Origin of the sequence: Paenibacillus sp. FSL K6-1318, assembly GCF_037976905.1 — a bacterium.
In the GTDB taxonomy this organism is placed as follows: Bacteria; Bacillota; Bacilli; order Paenibacillales; family Paenibacillaceae; genus Paenibacillus; species Paenibacillus amylolyticus_A.
Map to the genome: position 1 here is coordinate 3,416,849 of NZ_CP150270.1, position 20,749 is coordinate 3,437,597.

Here is a 20,749-nt window from a genome sequence, read left to right on the forward strand (position 1 = left end):
ATTTTGGAGTGAGAGCGCTTTTGTTAAGCTTATCTTCAAGGATCGCTTTCGAAGAGCCATCATAGAGGAGGTATGCAACATTAACGAGATCGTGCCCGCCAGATCCGCAAAAAAAACAAAAACAAAGCTTCCCCAGCGAACTTCATTCAAAAAGGAACTCAAGAAAAGCTGGCCTTTGTATGTACTGTGTATTCCCGCTTTTGTGTTTGTCTGCATCTTTTCTTACGGCCCGATGGTAGGTTTGCTCATGGCATTTCAGGACTACAAACCATGGCTGGGCATCACAGGTTCACGGTGGATCGGATTAGATAATTTCGAACGGATTTTCCAGTACAAAGAAGCCACACAAGCAATCATTAATACGCTGATTATCGCCGTTTCCAAAATTATCGTCGGTATTATCGTTCCGATCGTCATGGCTATTCTGCTGAGCGAGATCCGAAATATGGGCATTAAGAAAAGTGTTCAGACACTGGTGTATCTGCCGCACTTCTTGTCCTGGGTTACGGTCGCGGGGTTGATGATCGACATTCTCGGATTAGACGGAGGAATCAATCACATCTTGACACGGATTTTCGGGAACGATCCCATTTACTTCCTGGGTGATCCTGATCTGTTTCGATTCACGGTTGTAATCAGCGACGTGTGGAAAAGCTTTGGCTTCGGCATGATTGTTTATCTGGCCACCATTGCTGGGATTAATCCTTCTTATTACGAAGCGGCCGAGATCGATGGCGCCACACGCCGACAGCAAATTCGATACGTTACCTTGCCTAGCATGTTGCCTATGATTATCGTCATTTCTACACTGAGTCTGGGCAATATTCTGGATGCGGGCTTTGATCAGGTCTTCAATCTGTACAATCCGCTTGTCTACAGTACAGGAGATATCATTGATACCTATGTCTACCGTTCATCCTTGTTAAACGGGCAATACGGCTTCGGGACCGCAGTAGGACTGTTTAAATCGGGAATCAGCTTGATCTTGATCGTTGTCTCCTACAGGCTGGCCTATAAATATGCCAATTACAAAATATTCTAACAAGGAGGGAGAGGGATCATGTACCATAAGACGACAGGCTATAGAGTATTCTCCTATTTTAATTACGCATTCATGATACTGGCGGGTCTGGCGTGTTTTCTTCCACTGCTTCATCTGCTCGCGCAATCGCTCAGCAGCAAAGCGGCCATTAGCGGTAATATGGTTTCATTTTGGCCGGTCGGGTTCAACGTGGATGCCTATATCAAAACGTTCAATAATTCCAACTTCAACGGTGCCATGCTGACATCCATCACTCGGACCGTTTTGGGTACGACCATCAGCATGTTTATCCTTACCTGCGCAGGATATGCCTTATCCAAAGAATTCCGGGGACGCAACGTGCTCATGTGGTTTTTTATCTTTACCATGCTTTTCTCGGGGGGATTGATACCTTCTTACATATTGATCACCGCCCTTGGATTAAAGGATACGATTTGGGCCCTTGTGCTGCCGGGAGCTTTCGGAGCTTATAATTTGATTCTTCTCGTCAATTTCTTCAAAACGATTCCCAAAGCCCTGGAAGAAGCGGCATTCATTGACGGGGCGTCCTTTTTCGTAATCCTCAGCAAAATATATTTACCATTATCTCTGCCTGGCATCGCGACCGTATCTTTATTCATTATGGTGGGGCACTGGAATTCCTGGTTTGACGGGATATTGTACATGTCCGATGCGAGCAAGTATCCGTTGGCTTCGTTCCTACAGACTGTTGTTGTACAGAGCAACATGCAAAATATGGCGATGAGCCAGTCTGAGGTGGCAGCCATGTCTGAACAGAGCATCAAGGCAGCTCAAATTTTTGTAAGCACGCTCCCGATCATTTTGGTCTATCCATTTTTACAACGATATTTCGTGAAGGGGATTGTACTAGGAGCCGTCAAAGAATAGTTGATGTGACGAAAAATTGGATCACTATATGTTCAACTAAACATTTACACGATAACGGAGAGGACAGAAAAAGCCTGAAGAAGCGGAGCGTTCGCCTTTATTACCAGAATTTCACCTTTGTAAAAGTGAATCAAAAATTCTGGGAATAACAGCGATCGGAAGGTTGTTCTGTCATCGGAGTGCCAGTGTAAATATGCAATTAGTTGAACTTATATAGAAAACAAATTAAGTATGAGTGAAGGGGGCATGTTTCCATGAAGAAAAGAAACGATTTATGGAAAATGGCAAGTATGGTTATGCTGTCGGCTATTCTAGTGGCTGGCTGTAGCAAAGGGGAGAGCGCTTCCGAGACCGCACCGGCATCGGTGCTTAAGGATGGAAAATATGATCCGCCATTTACGATCACCATCGCCAAACAACAGGATGAGAATGCTGGAAAGTATATCAATGGTGAGACGTTGAATGACAATGTGTTGACCCGTTGGGGCGAACAGAACCTGGGTATCAAAATCCAAACCACCCTGCTGGGAGGTGATGCTTCACAATATAATACCAAGCTGCGGCTGGCACTGACAGGTTCCGAGAAGCTGCCCGACGTTCTGCCCGTCTATGATACCATGCTGGTCAATGATCTGATCGAGTCGGGGCAGGTCAAGGAGATAACGGAAGACATCTCAACCTACATGCCTGACCGGATAAAAGAAATATACAAACAATACCCGACCACCTTCAATCCAGTAGTTAGGGAGGGCAAGGTCTACGGGATGGCGATTGCGCCGAATCTGACGGAAGGCGAAGTCATGCTGATTCGCCAGGACTGGTTGGACAAATTAAATTTGAAAGCGCCAACAACGATTGAAGAGTTTGAGCAAGTTATCGCGGCGTTCAGCAATGAGGACCCGGATGGGAATGGCAAGAAAGACACATACGGCTTTACATTTTCGGGGAAAGACTCCTACAATACGGGCTGGGTCAGCGATCCGGTCATGATATTCAGCGCATACACGGGCAAGCACCTTCCAAGGCAATGGTATAACGAGAACGGCAAACTTACTTATGGATCTGTGGCTGATGGCAACAAAGAGGCACTGGCCAAGTTACGCGATTGGTATGCGGAAGGCTACTTAAACAAAGAATTGGCCACCCAGGGCGCATGGGACGCACTGTCTGATTTTACGGAGGGGAAAGCGGGCATTATCATTGGTCGTCCTTGGTTATACGACAGTGTGAAAGACGTGGAGAAAAATGTAGAGGGTGCGAAAATTAGTGCTTATCCGACCATTCAAGGCGTGAACGGCGATAAGACCTATCAGTCCGCCCAGTTGAACGATGGGGTGTTCATGTTTAACAAGGACTTTCAGAACATGGAAGCCTTCTTCCTGTACTACGATAAAATGTACGATGCGGCGTTCAGCACGGGAGATTTCAAATTCGGCTACGCTCAGGGATATGATTACGATATCGTCAACGATGAAGTCACTTTTGATCCAACGAAATTCAATACACCATTAGAGGCTGTGCAAGGCGTTGGGAAAATGGCATTTACCAAAAACACACCGAGCGTGGACGGTCCCGGCCAATCTTACTTCGATCTGGCGAATGGTGTCGAAGCCGATACGGGCGTCCTCATTCAAAGCGCTTCAAAGGATCAAACGACGCAGGATGGATATCGGATTTCGTATGAAAACAGGGATGTTTTACTGCCAAATGAGTTCAACGGTCCACCAACGCCGACAATGCAAAATGTGTGGGAACAGTTGACCACCATGGAACAAGAGACTTTTACCAAAATCATATATGGCAATGAGCCGCTTGAAGCATTTGATACCTTTGTCCAACAGTGGCACGAAAAAGGTGGAGACACCGTAATCCAAGAAGTTAACGATTGGTACAACCAAGCTAGTGAGACCGATGTAATGACACTGATGAATTTGAAATAAAGTCAAATTTCACCTGGACCAGCCTTCTGGCAAAAGGAAGGTTGGTCCTCTAAAAAAGGAGATGATGAGACATGATCAAAGGTAAATCGTGGATGGCTATCGTCATTGCATTGATGTTGTTAACAGTTCATTTAACATCTTCAACTCAAACCGTTCACGCTGCTGCAAGTGAAGAGACCCATATTGCTGCAACACTGTTTGTATTGAAAAATGAATCCGAAGTATCCAATGCCAAAATCCATTGGGCACCTGTGCAGGGAGCAACTGCATACGAATTGTATAGATCCGAGAACAATGAGCCCTATCATTTATTACAGACCCTAACCGGTACTACGACGGATGATTATGACCTCAACATAGGTAGCACGTACAAATATCAAGTGAAGGCATATGGCGGAACTTCCTTGTTAACCTCCGCTGTTTCGCCAGAATATACCCCCTACAGCCTTCCAGAGAACCTCACCACTTTTGACAACACAACGCAATCTACGCTCATGCTCCCGAATGAACTTAAAGTTGGAGACACCTACTACAGATTCAATTTCGTGCAAAAGTCATCAGGCGGTTTTGGCGAAATGATTCAACAGACGTCAACGGATGACATCACCTATGGTAACGACAAAGTGGTCCTTTCCTACACGGATCATCCCGATCTGGCGAATTCTAAATTTGAGGGGATCAATATCCTCTACCATGCGCCAACGAATAAGTTTGTTTTTTGGGCTCACTATGAAAACAGTACAGACTACACACTTGCCAGGGTATCGGTGGCTTCAGCCACGCCTGGAGAAGACTTTACCTTTCACAAAAGCTTTCGGCCGGAAGGGAACCAATCTCGGGATATCTCCATTTTCAAAGATGATGATGATTCGGCTTATCTGATCTCTACGGCTAATAATAATTCAGATACGATTTTGTATAAGTTAACCTCCGATTGGCTGGATGTGGATCATCAAGTTTCTGTTATATATCAAGGTCAACACAGAGAACTGCCCAAGATGATCAAAAAAGATGGCATTTATTATTTGTTCTCTTCCCAAGCGGCAGGTTGGTATCCGAGTATACCTTTGTATTCTTCGGCAACAAGCATAGACGGCGATTGGTCTGAATTACGGACGATTGGCAACACGTCAACCTTCTCGGCGCAGTCGGGTTCCGTCATGCGGGTGAAGCCGGATACGGGCAACAACGTCGTTATGGTTGCGTATCGCTGGATGTTCGGCTGGGCAGGTACGCAAAATGGGACAACGGAGGAACGACTGCTTCCCGTTTGGTTCTCCGATGGTTACGCATTTTATGATTATTTTGATCAAGTGCTGTACAACACGAGCGATGATGTCGTTGTTCCCGTTCAGAATGGAAAACTGCTGTCACAAGGTAAACCTGCAACAGCACAAACGGCCTCCGGAACGAACCCGGCAAGTTATGCTAATGATGGTAACTATCAAACCGAATGGATCGGCACAGGCAGCTCCTGGCCACATTGGTGGAAGGTCGACCTCGGCTCTGTTCAACAATTGAATAATGTGCAAATCTCCTGGTGGATGCAAAAAGGCTCTGAAGGATTCTACAAATACAAAATTGAGACCAGTACGGATAATGTAAACTGGACCGTGGCATTGGATCGAACCAACAATACATCGTACGGTTTCACTTCAGATACACTATCGAGCACTGCTGCCAGGTATGTACGAATTAATATGCAAAATGCGGCACTTCATAACAACCCTAACAATTGGTACACGCCAAGGCTATGGGAGGTGAAGATATTTGGAACAAGCGCAGAATAATCAATTAACCAATGGTGGCATCTGGAATGATTCAAGTGGTAATCCAATCCATGCCCATGGTGGACATATGTTGTTTTATGACGATTATTATTACTGGTATGGTGAAGATCGTAGAGAGGATATATATGTGAGTTGTTACCGTTCCAAAGATCTATTCAACTGGGAGTTTCGGAACCATATCCTGACGACTTCAACGCCAGCTACACCCATTCGAGTCAGGACGAATCTGGCGTTAGTGAACGATAAAGGTGGAAAGGTGAATCTTGAACGGCCTAAAGTGCTGTTCAACATGGTGACAAAGAAGTTCGTCCTCTGGGTTCACTATGAGAATGGTAACCATTACAACGATGCCGCATGCGTCATTGCCACATCTGATTCTCCGGATAGCGATTTCGTTTATCATGGCAGCTTTAATCCATATGGTTACATGTCGCGTGACTGCACACTCTTTCAGGATGATGATGGGACGGCTTATTTTATTTCGGCTGCAAGAGACAATGCGGATCTTCACATCTATCGTCTGCAGGAGGATTACCTTAATGTCGAAAGCCTTGTCGGAAAGCTATGGCAGGGGGAGTATCGAGAAGCGCCAGCCGTCTTCAAGCGGAACGGGAAGTATTATATGGTGACCTCATTTTGCACGGGTTGGGCTCCCAATCAAGGCAAGTACGCGATGGCTAATATGATGGATGGTCCATGGGGGATGCTCAGCGATTTTGGCGATGAAACGACATATCGAACGCAACCAGCGTTTGTGCTGAAGCGATCAGAGGAGGAGTACCTGTACTTTTCGGATCGCTGGAACGGTTCGGATTACTTTCAGTCCAGCTATGTGGTACTACCCATTGAGTTCAATGGGGACATTCCGATTCTGAATCATTATTCCACGTTATCTTTGGGAGAGGATACACATTTGATTCATTTTGAACGATGAAGTAGCTGATGAGAAAAGACTTTGATCCTGCTGAGAATGTAGGTTCAAAGTCTTTTTGAATGAATTTTATAATTTCAAATCTAACGAATAGCGATCGCGAAGTACTGATAAATGGTGGAGCTCATGTCCAGCCATAACAAAGGCGATTGATCGAGCTGAAGCAGGATTATCACTGACGATCCCTCTACTGAGCCAAGCTTCCGGCGTGAGGCGACGGAGCATAAGGATGGTTGAGCGGCGTGTGACGGCATATTCTTCACTCAAATCGGCCAGGGTATATGCATTGAAAGGGTGGGTCTGCATAAGCACGTCCTGATCGTAGCCGGGATGATTCGCTTGGTCGCCTCTGGCGATGCGAAGCAATCGGCTGCTCATGATGCGTTCGTTATCCAAAAGGTGGCCGATGACCTCTTTCACGCTCCATTTGCCTTCAGCGTAACGATAATTTGCTTGCTCCTCGGTCAATGAAGAGAGCAAAGTGGGTACGATGTTGGCTTGCAGTTCTAAGCGTTCGATGATGTTCCCATCAGGAACAAGCTTGATGTAGCCTTCATAATAAACTGCATATTCATCTGTAGTTGGTCTTTCAACCATGTAAATGCCTCCTTTGGGATTCAAAACAAAACTCTGGAATATATTGTAGCATATATCTTGCTTTCAGCATTAACATTGGCCCCTCCGCTTGATTGGCGGAAGGGCCGTTTCATGTGATTTGAGAAGTTTATAGCGTTTGGTTGTACCACTTCTAATCCGTACGTCGTATTCCTTTATTTTGGACGAATTTCTCCAAAACCGCAAAATCCTCTGTCACTTTTTTGAACGGTAACGTGTTCAGCACCTGTTCCCGGTAACTCTTTTTAGCCGCTGCGCTGAGACGGGAGTCAAGTATGCTGAGTAGGCCGAGGTCCGTTTCACTACGAATCAAACGACCCGTTCCTTGCCGTAACCGAAGAAGCATGTCCGGTACAAACACCTCCATGAACGAATTCTCCGTTACAGATGCCTTATATTCATAAACAGGATCCGATGGAACAGGGAAGGGCAGACGGAAAATAATGACCTGAGACAGGTCAGGACCCTCAATATTCACGCCTTCCCAGAATACACCGGTACCCAGAAGTACTCCTTTGCTTTTCCTGAATTCGGCGATGACACTGTCCTGTGATGATCCCTCTTTTTGAACATGGACTGCCCATGAATATTCCTTAACCTCTGAAATCAACTTCTTGTGAATGTACTTCATGTCCTCCTTTGCTGAAAAAAGGACGATTGTTCTTCCGTGAGTTAAATTACAGAGTTGAACCATTTCCTTATAAGCTGCTTCAAGATAGTTTTCGCGCTGGTCATGGTGGTAATAGGGAACTTTATTCGAGATGTACATCATGGCATGGTTGGTGTAGTCAAAAGGGGAGGATTTGCGATCCATAAAATCCCCCTTATAACCCAGGGAGCGCGTCAAATAAGAGTATTCTTCCTCCAATGTATCCCCGCCTTGGCACAGCGTTGCCGACGTCAGGATTACAGGTGCCTTGCCATTAAATAAAGCGTATTTCAGAAATTGGCTTATGTCTTTGGGACAGATGCTGATCGTGGCCACTCCAAGGGGACTGCTTGCCCATAAGAGATAGTTGTCCTCCAGTTCAGATAAGACACGAATGAGAGTAATAAGCCCGTTGATGGCCTCAAAAGCGTCATCAATCTCCCGCTCGTGGCGAGAAGTCAAAATGGAAAGGCGTAGACTGAAATCTTTCAAATCGTTTAAGACTTGGTTCAACGGTATTCCTTTGATCTCCGACACTTTGATTCGGTCGTTATCCTGCTTGGCATGGTGGAGCAGATCCGCGTTTACCTGTTTGAAGATGCGCTCAGCGCAGTTTTTGATGAACTTGGATTGTGAGAAGAGACTTCTATCCCCAGACTGCTTCGTGAGAAGCTGCACCGTGGTATCCAGAATGCGGCAGATTCCCCGATAAGTGAACTCAAGTGTTCTGGCATCCCGAACTTTTGCTTCCAAATTATGCGCTTCATCAATGACGATCAGAGCAGGCTGTTCCGAGATAATGCTCTTGGTACCTTCTTTTTTCTTCATCAAATCCCGTATGAGCAGATCCTGGTTCACGATAATAAAATCAATCTCGTGAGCTTTTGCATTTAATTTCGCTCTCATATCGTAGAACAAACATGCATTTTTATGATGGCAACGTTCAAATGTGCAATCATTCACGGAAACGTGGGACCATTCGGCATCACTAATTCCAGCCTTAATATCGGCTCTTTCATCAATTTCATAATCTAATATGCGCTGGGCGAGGGTAGACACGGAGGAGTTTGCATCATCAGGACTGATCAATTCCACTGCCCTGCTTCGGCAGGCATACTGGCCCATGCCTTTGCCCACGACGGAACGAACCGTTGTGAATCCCAATCTGCTTCCAATGATCCTTAAATCTTTATGTATCTGTTCCGAAAGCTGAATGGAGGAAGTAGCTATAATGACTGGTTTCTGAGACATTTGATTCGTGAGCAGACTTGGGATCAGGTATGCAAAAGACTTACCGATTCCGACACCAGCTTCAATCATGGCATTATGTCCATGGATATAAGCATCGGCTATATCGAGAGACATCTCTTGCTGTCCGATCCGCTCTCTAAGACCAATTCGGGGGAATCGGTCATAAATTCGGAAGATGGCGTTAACCAAAGAACGTTCGATTTCCTTGTTCGGTTCCTGCTTATTTATTTTATAGAGTTCATTTAACCAATTCATAACGATCGCCCCTCTTCCGAATGATGATCTTCTTGTACTATATTTTGGAGACGATGTACCTCACAATGAGGCTGTGACGGCATTTTTTAATCTGGATACGCCTTCCTGTAACTGTTCATCTGACAAATGTGCAAAAGATAAATAGATACCATATTTCGTACCAACTGACGTTGAACTGCTGACTTCTGAGTATACCACACCTTGTGACTTAGCCGATGCCCGAAAGGCCTCATACGTGGACACATTACCTCGCCACCAGCCAAACACGTGCAGACCCGCTTCATTCTCCACCCAATCAAACCATGTAGAAAGTTGCTTGTTCAAAAGTTTGAGTAACAGATCGAATTTGCGACTGTATAATCGATTCATCCTGCGCAGATGACGCTCATATTGACCGCTTGTCATGAATGCAGCTAATGCCCGTTGTTCGATCAGGTTGACGGGTCTTGGCTCGTATAATGCCTGTGCCTTTCTAAAGGTATCTGCCAAGGTAGGAGGAAGCACCACAAAACCAAGCCTAACTTCAAAAGGCAAGGTTTTCGTAAAGCTGCCCAGGTAGATTACACGTCCTGCTTTATCAAGTGTTTTCAGGGGTTCAACATGCATTCCGCGATATCGGAATTCACTATCATAATCATCCTCGACAATCATGGCATCATGACGATGTGCCCAGTCCAGCAAGGTTTGTCTGCGTTCAAGGCTGAGCATTTCGCCAGTGGGAAACTGTCGTGACGGCGTGACAAACAACATACGCGCTTCCCAGTCTTGGGGCACAACGCCCTGACCATCGAGATTGGCTTCAATCAACTGTGCACCCGCAGCCAAAATGGCTTTAGAAATCCCGACATAACAAGGGCTTTCCGTCACGACATGATCCCCAGGATCTGCAAGTAATTGAGTGAGAAGAGCTATAGCTTGCATGGAGCCTGCAGTCACTGCAATATGATCCGGATCGACTTGAATTCCCCGCATTCTTCGAAGGTAAGCAGCAATGGCTTCTCTCAATCTCGGATCCCCGGTTGAAGTAACCATCGCAGAGGTTGTTTCCAGGTGATGCTCACGCTGCCGTATCTCTGCATACAATCGATTATTCCATTCATCGTAAGGGAATTTGGATAAATCAGGTTGGTATTTGCTAAAGTCGATCACTTCGTCGCGATCCATTCTGGAATCATGTGTTGGGGCATTGGTTGGTGCATTTCTTTGAGTTGTCTGCTGTTCAAACTGCTGAATACGATTTCCCCAGGCTGATAAGTGATGGTTACAAGCTTTCACGGTGGACGCATCATTGCTTAAATCCAACTGATACGCAACAAAGGTTCCTCTTCCATGCTCTGATTGAATGTAACCTTGAGCAGTCAACGTATCATAGACCTGATTCACGGTTCCTCTGGAAATGTGATATGTCGAGGCCAACTCTCTAGTCGAGGGTAACTTCTCGCCATGTATAAGATTACCTTCATGAATAGCATCACGAATGGCATGATAGAGAGCCTTCATCTTGGTATATTTTCGGTTCAGATATGAACTGTAAGCTACATGAAATTGCATATGCCCTCCAGAAGTTATAATTGAAGTGGTACAATAAAAACCGAAATTATTGGATCTTTTTAGTTGACCATTCTCATTTTATACTAAATCATAGTTTAGAGCGATGCCTTTATTGAAAACCACCCAAAGTTAACAGGAGGAATACAAACATGCAAACAGGTACAGATCGTGTAAAAAGAGGAATGGCTGAGATGCAAAAAGGTGGCGTCATCATGGACGTTATGAATGCAGAGCAAGCTAAAATCGCTGAAGCGGCAGGCGCAACAGCTGTTATGGCTCTTGAACGGGTACCTTCCGATATTCGTGCAGCCGGCGGTGTAGCTCGTATGGCAGATCCAACCATTGTTGAAGAGGTTATGAAGGTTGTGTCTATTCCAGTTATGGCCAAAGCGCGTATCGGTCATTACATAGAAGCCAAAGTGCTTGAATCCCTAGGTGTGGATTATCTCGATGAAAGTGAAGTTCTTACACCTGCAGACGAAGTGTTCCATATTGATAAACATGAGTTCACTGTACCATTTGTATGTGGAGCCAAAGATTTGGGAGAGGCTCTTCGCCGTATTGGTGAAGGTGCATCGATGATTCGTACAAAAGGTGAGCCTGGAACGGGTAACATTGTTGAGGCAGTTCGTCATATGCGTCTAATTAACAGCCAGCTCCGTAAAGTGCAAAATATGTCCAAGGACGAGCTGTACGCTGAAGCAAAAAACCTGGGCGTAGCTTATGAGCTTCTGCGCGAAGTACATGAAAATGGAAAACTTCCTGTCGTTAACTTTGCAGCAGGCGGTGTAGCTACACCAGCAGACGCAGCATTAATGATGCACCTGGGGGCAGACGGTGTGTTTGTAGGATCAGGCATTTTCAAATCAGATAGCCCCGAGAAATTCGCTCGTGCAATCGTTGAAGCAACAACACATTACACAGATTACAAATTGATTGCTGAAGTATCCAAAAACTTGGGCGCCCCTATGAAAGGGATCGAAATTTCTAAATTGGCTCCAGAAGAGCGCATGTCCAACCGCGGTTGGTAAGATAGCAGGGCATCTGGTTGAATAGGTAATTTGAACATTTATATAGAAGAGCCGATCAATTGAACTTAATTGATCGGCTTTTTTGTCATTACTGTTTAGTTTGTTGATATCTTCAAAATGCTGTGCCTATAATAATCGGTATGAAGGAAGGTGCAGACAATTCGCTATCTATACGAGTTTATTCAACATCAGGACGATCTGCCTATGAAACTCTTCGTGAACTCGGTAAAACATATTGATTTCCATTGGCATAAGGAAGTGGAAGTTGTATATGTGCTCCACGGTTCAATCATCATGTATCTGGACCAGCAGCAATATACACTGCAAAAAGATGATGTGATCGTGGTTAACAGTATGTCAGTCCACAAGATCGAACGAACCAATCAGGACAACGTGTTATTAACATTGCAGTTCGGTCCCGAGTTGATGAACAATAATACCTTTATCACCTGTAACTCTGCCTTGAATGTGGAGCAAGATGCTCCCCGGCTGCATAGCATTAAACAATATCTTGCGCAGATGGTATGGGAAATTAACAAAAAAACACCGGGTTATCAAAATTTCACAATGGGTAGATTACAGATGTTATGCGGCTACCTGCAGAGGTATTTTTCCAGTGGAACCAATGCCCTATTGGAAGAAGGCAGCAGGGATTATGACTATAAGAGACTGAACAGGGTCCTCACATATATTGATCTACACTACAATGAGAAGATTACGCTTCAGGATATGGCGCATTCCGAACATTTAAGTTTGCATTATTTCTCGCACTTCTTCACCGACAAAATCGGAATACCTTTCCAAAAGTATTTGACGCTCATTCGATTGGAGAAGGCTCAGGCGCAGCTGGCTGCAAACGATAAAAACATTTCGGAGATTGCGCTGGATTGCGGATTTGCCAATGTGAAGCTGTTTAACAAATACTTCAAGGAAAAGTACGGCTGCACGCCCGGTTCCTATCGGGAAGCTTCGCGTACACCGGAACCCCATCAGTTGAATGTGAACCGCAAGCCCAAAACGTATGAGGAATCTTCAAGCGGAGATTATTACGAGATGGAAACGTTGAATGCGATTGGCTCACTGTATCGATATCTGGATGCTAAGGTAGACGCCGATCAGGACATGCTCCCTGTAACGTCTGCACATCTGTCAGACCAAACTAGCATTGAAATTCGTGCGGATCAGACGTCGTCTGTCTATGAAAAGCACTGGAATATGACCATGACGGCAGGGAGAGCCATTGAAGGTTTGCGTGAAGATTGGCGGAAGCAGCTCTCCGCGCTGAAAGGCAAAGTACCTTTTCAATATATTCGATTTCACGGCATCTTCAATGACGAGATGATGGTGTACAGCGAAAACGAGCAGGGCATCCCCCTCTATAATTGGTCTTATGTGGACAAGTTGTATGATTTCCTGCTGGATCAAGGCGTTCGGCCATTTGTGGAATTAAGTTTCATGCCGAGCCAACTGGCGAGATCCAAAGAAACGCTGTTTTGGTGGAGGGGGAATATCAGCCCGCCATCCGACCCTGCCAAGTGGCAGGCGCTTGTTGGCGAATTCGTTCGCCATTGTTTAAATCGTTATGGGGCGGAAGAGGTGAGACGGTGGTATTTCGAAGTATGGAACGAGCCTGACCTGGCTGGTGTTTGTTGGGCAGGAAGCAAGGAAGAATACTTTGCGTTTTACGAATCGACCGTTCATGCCATCAAATCAATTCTGCCGGAATTGAAGGTGGGGGGTCCAGCTATGGGTTACGGATCTATCTGGAATGATACCTGGGCGGAGGAATTTTTGTCCTATTGCCACAAGCGGGAAGTGGCTCTCGACTTTTTTTCATTCCACATCTATTCGGAGTATCCCAAGCTCAAAGTTGAAGAGGATCGTTTAACCCAAATCATGCCCCCTGCTTTTTATAAAGAGAGTATTGAGCTAATGCAGCAAAAAATGAATGCGTCATCGTACGGACATGTTGAACTTCATGTCACCGAGTGGAACTTTTCGCTGTATGACCGTAACTTGCTGCACGATACCATGTTCATGGCTCCGTTTGTCATCTACCACACCATGAACACACTCGGTGACGTGAAAGCGATGGCTTTCTGGTCCTTTACCGATGTATTCGAAGAAAGTATCGTTCCCGCTTCTCCTTTCTACGGAGGCTTTGGCCTGATTAACCGCGATGGGCTGAAGAAACCCAGCTATTATGCATTTGAGCTTATGCAAAAGCTTGGGGATGAGCTGATGGTCAAGGGAGACGGTTATGTTGGAACCCGAAAAAGGGATGGAAGCATGCAATTTTTGTTCTATCACTATGTTCACGTAGACCAGCTGTTTGCAAGTGGAGATTGGTCGGAATTATCCAGCTCAACCCGCTATGACGTATTTGAGGAAAAAGGCAGCAAAGCTTATGAACTTACCCTGAGCAATCTCGAGGGCCCTTACAAATGCACCAGTTATAGACTGGACCGGGAGCATGGATCGGTATTTGATGAGTGGACCCGCATGGGATCGCCCTACTCCTTGACTGAAGAAGAAATCGCCTATCTAAACGGCAGGAGTGGACCCGTGATGGGGACAGAGATGGTAAGAGATGAAAGTTGGCGCAGAGAAATTTTGCTTCCACCGCATGGGGTAATGCTGCTCATGTTGGATAGACAATATTAAAAAAAAGTACTCTTAAGGCATCCTTTCAGTATTGAAGGGATGTTTTTTGTTGTTTATTTCTTGTTCAGGCTGGCAAGCTAGAACAATAGCGATGAATTGGGCAAAAAACGATCCATGATGCGGCAAGTTCCAACAAGAAAGCGCTAACACAAATCGATATACTATGGTTGTGGCAGCTTAGAGGAAGACAGGGGGAGTTTTGGATGAAGCGTTTCATGAGATGGATGACAGATTCGTTTGCGCCAAGATTGGAGGCGTTTACGAACAATATTTGGGTTTCTTCGATTCAAGAAGCCATCATGGTCGCCATTCCGATGATTTTCATCGGTTCGATTATTACATTGATTTCGATTTTGCAGGATTTCATTCCGGGAATGCCGGACCTGACACCCATCACGACATTCAGTTTCGGTTTGCTGGGGTTGTTTATTGCTTTTTTGACGCCTTATGTCGTGATGGAAAAAAGAGAACGACACAAAATCAAGTTGCTGGCGGGAATGACGGGGATATCTCTGTTCGTCATGCTGCTTAACCCGACGGTAAACGAAGACGGTACCATTCAGTTCATCCTTGAACGATTTGGACCCTCGGGGATGATTACAGCACTCTTGGTAGGTGTATTCGTCGCTCTTGTAATGATCTTATGCAACAAATTTTCGTTCTTCAAAAAGGGTTCTTCACTTCCCGAATTCATTATGGACTGGTTCGATTTTCTCGTCCCGATCGCCCTGGTATTAACAACAGGATGGGTGCTTGTATATCAGCTTCATTTTGATATTTTTGGACTGATCGTGAACGTATTTGAGCCGATCAATGCTGTAGGGCAAAGTTTAACCGGATTTTTATTGTTCAACTTTATTGGTGTTGTACTGTATTCTTTCGGCGTAAGCCCATGGGTCATGACACCGATCTGGTACGCGATCTGGATACCTGCCATCGAAGAAAATGCAGCTCTTGTGGCAGCGGGACAAGATCCCGTCAATATCAACACATTTGAAACCTTTTTCTCCGGATGGCTGGGTATTGGCGGTATGGGAGCGACCTTGCCGTTAGTTGTTTGGTTCCTGATGGCACGTTCGAAAAAGCTGAAATCTGTCGGCAAAGCGACGATTATCCCGTCCTTGTTCAACATCAATGAACCTGTCGTATACGGTGCACCGATTGCCTTTAATCCATTACTCATGGTGCCGATGTGGATTAATTCACTGATCACACCGGTGATTGTGTACTTGGCTCTCGACTGGGGTTGGGTGCGGATTCCGAGCCAGATCTTCCAGCTATGGTACACGCCGATCGGCCTGTCCACCTACATTATGTCCGGACTCAATGGGCTTATCTTGCTGGCGGTCGTTCTGGTCATTGTATTTATTGTCTGGTTTCCGTTTTTCAAACTGTATGATGCACAGGAACTGAAGAAAGAACAAGAACAAAATTGAGATCAGAAGGGTGAGTACTATGGATAAATCAATTAATGAATTGTTGTCGGCATTGACTCTGGCCGAGAAAGCTTCACTCTGCGCAGGATTGAATATGTGGATGACGAAAGGAATTGAACGGTTAAACATTCCGCCAGTTCATATGTACGATGGGACAAACGGCATCCGTAAAACGAACAGCGATGAAGAAATGGGGATTACAACGGAAAATGTCCCCGCAACCTGTTACCCTACGGGTTCAGCCATCGGTTCTTCGTGGAATACGGAATTGTTGCATGAAGTCGGTGTGGCACTGGGACGTGAATCCAAAGCGATGGACGTTGAGCTGCTGCTTGGACCTGGTGTCAATATGAAAAGAACGCCACTTGGCGGAAGAAACTTCGAATACTACTCGGAAGACCCATACTTGACGGGAGAACTTGGTGCGGCGTTTATAAACGGGATCCAAAGCGAAGGCGTGGGCGCTTCTGTCAAACACTTTGCCGGCAACAACCAGGAGTTCGAGAAAATGGTGACCAGTTCGGAAATCGACGAGCGGACGCTTCGCGAGATTTACCTGAGTGCCTTTGAACGTATTATTAAGAAATCCGACCCTTGGACGGTTATGTGTTCTTATAATTTATTGAATGGAACGTATACAAGTGAGAACGAACATTTGTTGCATGACATTTTGAGAGAAGAGTGGGGTTATGAAGGCGTTGTTATATCCGACTGGACCGCTGTTAATGATCGTATACGCGGACTGAAGGCCGGGCTTGATCTGGAAATGCCGGGTCCCGCAAATTACAATGCCAAAGCGATCATTGAAGCGGTTCAGCACGGAAGCCTGTCCGAAGAACAGTTGAATCAGAGCGTGGGTCGTATTTTGAAGCTGGTTGAGCGGGTAACGGGCAAAAAAGACATGGATTCTTCTCCAGATGCGGACTATCATGCACTTGCACGTAAAGCGGCGGCCGAGAGTATTGTGCTTCTGAAAAATGAGAACGCGATTCTCCCGTTAGGGCAGGATTCCATTTCGTCGATTGCCGTGATCGGACGGTTTGCCAAAAAACCGAGAATTCAGGGAGCGGGCAGTGCGAAAGTAACGCCTACAAAGGTTGATATTCCATGGGACGAGATAAAAAATCTGGCTGGCGATGCCATGACCATGAACTATGCAGAAGGGTACCCGGAGGATGACTCTATCAATGATGAGCTAATCAAGGAAAGCGTGTCATTAGCCATGAATTCCGATGTTGCTGTACTGTTTGTTGGCCAACCGGAATATGCCGAATCCGAGATGCACGATTTGCAAGGCATTGATCTTCCCGAGCATCAAGTAAAATTGATTCTTGCGGTAGCCGCGGTTCAGCCCAAGTGTATTGTCGTAACGAGTAGCGGTTCCGCACTGGCGATGCGTCCATGGGTACAGCATGTATCTGGTGTCATTCATTCGTGGTTGTCGGGTCAAGGCATGGGTAAAGTGATTGCAGATGTATTATTCGGACAGACGAATCCTTCGGGCAAGCTGTCTGAGACATTCCCCGTCAAACTATCGGACAACCCTTCACATATGCGAATTCGCGGAGAGAACGGCAAGCTGTATTATCGCGAAGGCCTGTTCGTGGGTTATCGATATTATGACCGGAAAGAACTGGCACCTCAATTCCCGTTTGGACACGGATTGTCTTACACATCGTTTTTGTATACGGATCTGGAAGTGGCTCAGACCCATACCGGTGTTACTGTGTCCTTCCAATTAAAGAATACCGGTAAGCGCAAGGGAAAAGAAGTTGTTCAACTGTATGTTCACGATGAAGAGTGCACATGGACCCGTCCAGAGAAAGAATTAAAAGCTTTTGAAAAAGTTGAACTGGAGCCGGGTGAAAAACGCAAGATTACTTTTGAACTGGAAGAGAGAGATTTTTCATATTACAACACAAAGTATAATCGTTGGGTGGCAGAGACCGGATTTTTCCAAATTTCACTTGGCAGCTCCTCCAAAGATCTCCGAATTACGGAACGTCTGTATTGTGACTTTGGTAAGGAAGAAATCACATTCCACAAATTCAGTCTGCTTAGTGAGTGGGTAAGTGATCCAGTAGCGAAAAAGGAATTGGAGCATTGCCTGAATGAAATGAACGAGCACGTTACGGACAAGGTATATCTTAACGAGGAGTTTGTAGGATTCTGGGCAGATTTCCCGATGATCAAAGTATTCCAAATGTTCGGTCAGCAATGGATGAACGAACGTTCACCTGATGAAGTTATTCATGAACTTATCGCCAAAGTTAATCAGGCACGTAATGAATAGATAAATAAAAGAGAAACCAAGTTCAATCCTAAACAAAGGACATGAACTTGGTTTCTTTGTGAGCCTCCAGGTTGCATGAACTAAAATTTATCGCCAAAGTAAGAGGCATCCATATGGGTGTCTCTTTTAATTTATCAGACTAGTGATATTGATTATTGTTCTCATTTACACACTTCGACATTTACTGTATACTGACAATAGTTATTTTACATATTGGTCTAAAAGACAAGAGAGAATTCAAAAGGGAGAGATTATTTACATGTTGGTATCCGTTAAAAAAGGGATGTTTCTTTGTTTAATTACTGCAATGATTCTGGTGCTCGCAGCGTGTTCAAGCAGCAATGGTGGCAGTAAAGATGCAAATGGCGACTCACAGCAAGCTGCGGAGAGCAGCGCCACGAATGAAGCAACAAATGGGGAACAAACCGACGCAGACGCTTCAGCACCTGCTGAAACAACTTACCCGGTAACCGTTTCAAATTATACAACAGAGAATGGCACATGGGTGAAGAAGGATCAAACGTTCGACAAGGCACCTGAACGAGTAGTTGCCAATACACAAGGTGCAGCCGAGCTGATGATTCGCCTTGGTTTGACAGACAAGCTTGTAGGTGTAGCTGCGTTGTTTGGTAGTGTACCTGAAGATATTGCTGACGAGTTTAAACAAATTCCTGTGCTTGCTGAAGGCTATGTTGGTAAGGAAGTGACAATAGGGGCTACGCCTGACCTGGTTGTAGGGCGTGGTGGATTGTTTGAGGATGCGGACTGGGGTGTTGGTACAGTAACCAGCTTGAATGATATGGGGATTAAAACGTACGTACAAAGCACCAGTGTTCCTGACGCATCGTTAGATAGTCTGTATCAGGACATTACTGAATTAGGTGAGATATTCAACGTACAAGCGAACGCAGCAGCATATATTGAGACGCTTAAAGCACGCGAGACTGCGTTGTCGGCTCGAGCTAGCGATGAAACGATCAACTATGCATCTTTTTCGGATAATGGTGACGGAACCATTGGAATCTACAACGGAAATGGTGATACGTTTATTGAAAGTGCAATGTCATTAATCAATATGCATAATATGCTGATTAATGAAACCGGCACACTCAGTCTGGAGAAGCTAATCGAGATTAATCCGGATGCCATGATTATTTCCAGGTATGCTGGTGGTATTGATCCAGAAGAAACGATTAAAAAGCTGCTTGCCAACAAGCAGGTACAAAACATTAACGCAGTTAAAAACAAGAAAATCTACATTATTGATTTCAACAACTTCTGGGGATACGGAGATTCCATCTTCACAGGTGTTGAAGGACTCGCTGATGATCTCGGGTTGTAATGGCAATTTCGTGCTAAGAGCATAGTACCAATGAAAGTCGCTATATTAGCGGCTTTTTTTTGTTATCAGGAACCCAATTTCTGTCTTAAGCTGATCAAACTTTTATTGGAATCTAACGTTACTATTGTATAGTTAAAAATTACATGGAATGGGTGAGCCGCTGTGAAGATGAAGCATATGAGAAAAGTAGTTGCCGTTGCATTAGTGATGTCGGTGTTATTACCATCGGGGCCTCAAAAATCTGAAGCGGCATCCAAATACGTTGATTTGGAAATTCAGTGGGCAGACGGTCGTATTAACCATGTTGAGACGTTAATCAAGGATGGAGTCACGTACGGAAACTTTTTCTCACTGGGTATTAAGGCAGGCCTAGTGTGGGGGATGGAAGATGATAAGACGGCCGTACTAAAGAGCAGTGAGAAGCATATTGTTGTGCACTTGGGAAGCAGAATTGCCGAAGTGGATGGTCAAAAAGTAGATATGGGCACAGAACCTGTGTCGTATATTAGTCACCTTTATGTGCCCATTAGATTTCTTGCATCTGCTTTGGACGGGGAAGTGACTCATCGAGATACGAAAACGAAAAAGATAACCGTGACTGGGCTGAGCAATTATACCGATACTTTTTATGGTAGCGACATGGGTTACACCTATGTCATTCGCGCTACAAAAGGAGATCTTGAAATTACGAATACTTCTACTGGACAAAAGAGTTCAATTCCGTTAGGTATAAAGGACATTAATGTGAATACTCATGATCTCAAAATAAATTTCAAGAGGAGTCCCCAAAATCTACTTATTGTCATCATTGAACACACTAATCGAAAAACAGAAGACTACGATCTTTACACGCTGGTATTCAAAAATAAAGGTCTGATTCGCAAATCCATTGCTCATGGGGTAATGGAGCCGCATGAAATTTTGAATTCAGATGGTAGTATTCAACTCATAGATGACAATAAGATACGTATTATCGATGATGGAAGCGGTAAGGTGCTTGAAGTGCTTCCTCGATGAATATATATCTGATCTGATATTCATACGTCACCAATTAAAGAACAATAATACAAA

At 45.0% G+C, this 20,749-nt stretch carries 14 protein-coding genes; 11 read left to right on the forward strand and 3 right to left on the reverse strand.

Annotated elements, in window-relative coordinates; genetic code table 11:
* Window positions 1–247: 247 nt before the first annotated feature.
* From NYE45_RS15100 to NYE45_RS15120, 5 genes are all read left to right on the forward strand, one after another.
* Window positions 248–1,042 carry an ABC transporter permease subunit gene (locus NYE45_RS15100; protein WP_240768014.1) on the forward strand — a complete coding sequence of 265 codons (795 nt, stop codon included), beginning with the start codon at window positions 248–250 and terminating at the stop codon, window positions 1,040–1,042.
* 18 nt (window positions 1,043–1,060) lie between these two features.
* Window positions 1,061–1,930, forward strand: a complete 870-nt coding sequence (locus NYE45_RS15105; RefSeq protein ID WP_047843039.1) for a carbohydrate ABC transporter permease — start codon at window positions 1,061–1,063, stop codon at window positions 1,928–1,930.
* 254 nt (window positions 1,931–2,184) lie between these two features.
* The gene (locus tag NYE45_RS15110) at window positions 2,185–3,870 is read left to right on the forward strand and encodes a hypothetical protein (protein ID WP_340012930.1); all 1,686 of its coding nucleotides are present in this window, start codon (window positions 2,185–2,187) and stop codon (window positions 3,868–3,870) included.
* 71 nt (window positions 3,871–3,941) lie between these two features.
* Window positions 3,942–5,660: a discoidin domain-containing protein gene (locus NYE45_RS15115; protein WP_340012931.1), complete on the forward strand. Its 1,719-nt coding sequence runs from the start codon at window positions 3,942–3,944 to the stop codon at window positions 5,658–5,660.
* Window positions 5,641–6,594 (forward strand): family 43 glycosylhydrolase, encoded by a 954-nt coding sequence (locus NYE45_RS15120; protein ID WP_340012933.1) that lies wholly within the window; start codon window positions 5,641–5,643, stop codon window positions 6,592–6,594. The genes NYE45_RS15115 and NYE45_RS15120 overlap by 20 nt, the downstream gene beginning before the upstream one ends.
* Before the next feature lie 66 nt (window positions 6,595–6,660).
* On the opposite strand, the gene NYE45_RS15125 is transcribed toward NYE45_RS15120, so the two are convergent.
* The 3 genes from NYE45_RS15125 to NYE45_RS15135 form a co-directional block, all read right to left on the reverse strand.
* Window positions 6,661–7,188, reverse strand: coding sequence for a DinB family protein (locus tag NYE45_RS15125; protein WP_340012934.1), 528 nt, complete (start codon window positions 7,186–7,188; stop codon window positions 6,661–6,663).
* Window positions 7,189–7,339: 151 nt separating this feature from the next.
* Window positions 7,340–9,361 carry an ATP-dependent DNA helicase gene (locus NYE45_RS15130; RefSeq protein ID WP_340012935.1) on the reverse strand — a complete coding sequence of 674 codons (2,022 nt, stop codon included), beginning with the start codon at window positions 9,359–9,361 and terminating at the stop codon, window positions 7,340–7,342.
* 60 nt (window positions 9,362–9,421) lie between these two features.
* Window positions 9,422–10,912, reverse strand: a complete 1,491-nt coding sequence (locus NYE45_RS15135; protein WP_340012936.1) for a PLP-dependent aminotransferase family protein — start codon at window positions 10,910–10,912, stop codon at window positions 9,422–9,424.
* A gap of 149 nt (window positions 10,913–11,061) precedes the next feature.
* On the opposite strand from NYE45_RS15135, the gene pdxS reads away from it, so the two are divergent.
* From pdxS to NYE45_RS15165, 6 genes are all read left to right on the forward strand, one after another.
* A complete protein-coding gene (gene pdxS, locus NYE45_RS15140) occupies window positions 11,062–11,943 on the forward strand; it encodes a pyridoxal 5'-phosphate synthase lyase subunit PdxS (RefSeq protein WP_036671277.1) in 882 nt (293 codons plus the stop codon).
* A 204-nt stretch (window positions 11,944–12,147) separates the two neighbouring features.
* Window positions 12,148–14,607 carry a helix-turn-helix domain-containing protein gene (locus tag NYE45_RS15145; protein ID WP_340012938.1) on the forward strand — a complete coding sequence of 820 codons (2,460 nt, stop codon included), beginning with the start codon at window positions 12,148–12,150 and terminating at the stop codon, window positions 14,605–14,607.
* Window positions 14,608–14,810: 203 nt separating this feature from the next.
* Window positions 14,811–16,043: a PTS transporter subunit EIIC gene (locus NYE45_RS15150; protein ID WP_340012941.1), complete on the forward strand. Its 1,233-nt coding sequence runs from the start codon at window positions 14,811–14,813 to the stop codon at window positions 16,041–16,043.
* A gap of 19 nt (window positions 16,044–16,062) precedes the next feature.
* A complete protein-coding gene (locus NYE45_RS15155) occupies window positions 16,063–18,336 on the forward strand; it encodes a glycoside hydrolase family 3 C-terminal domain-containing protein (protein WP_340012942.1) in 2,274 nt (757 codons plus the stop codon).
* 259 nt (window positions 18,337–18,595) lie between these two features.
* Window positions 18,596–19,678 (forward strand): ABC transporter substrate-binding protein, encoded by a 1,083-nt coding sequence (locus tag NYE45_RS15160; protein WP_340012943.1) that lies wholly within the window; start codon window positions 18,596–18,598, stop codon window positions 19,676–19,678.
* 177 nt (window positions 19,679–19,855) lie between these two features.
* On the forward strand, window positions 19,856–20,695 hold the full coding sequence (locus tag NYE45_RS15165; RefSeq protein ID WP_340012944.1) for a copper amine oxidase N-terminal domain-containing protein: 840 nt from the start codon (window positions 19,856–19,858) through the stop codon (window positions 20,693–20,695).
* Window positions 20,696–20,749 lie beyond the last annotated feature (54 nt).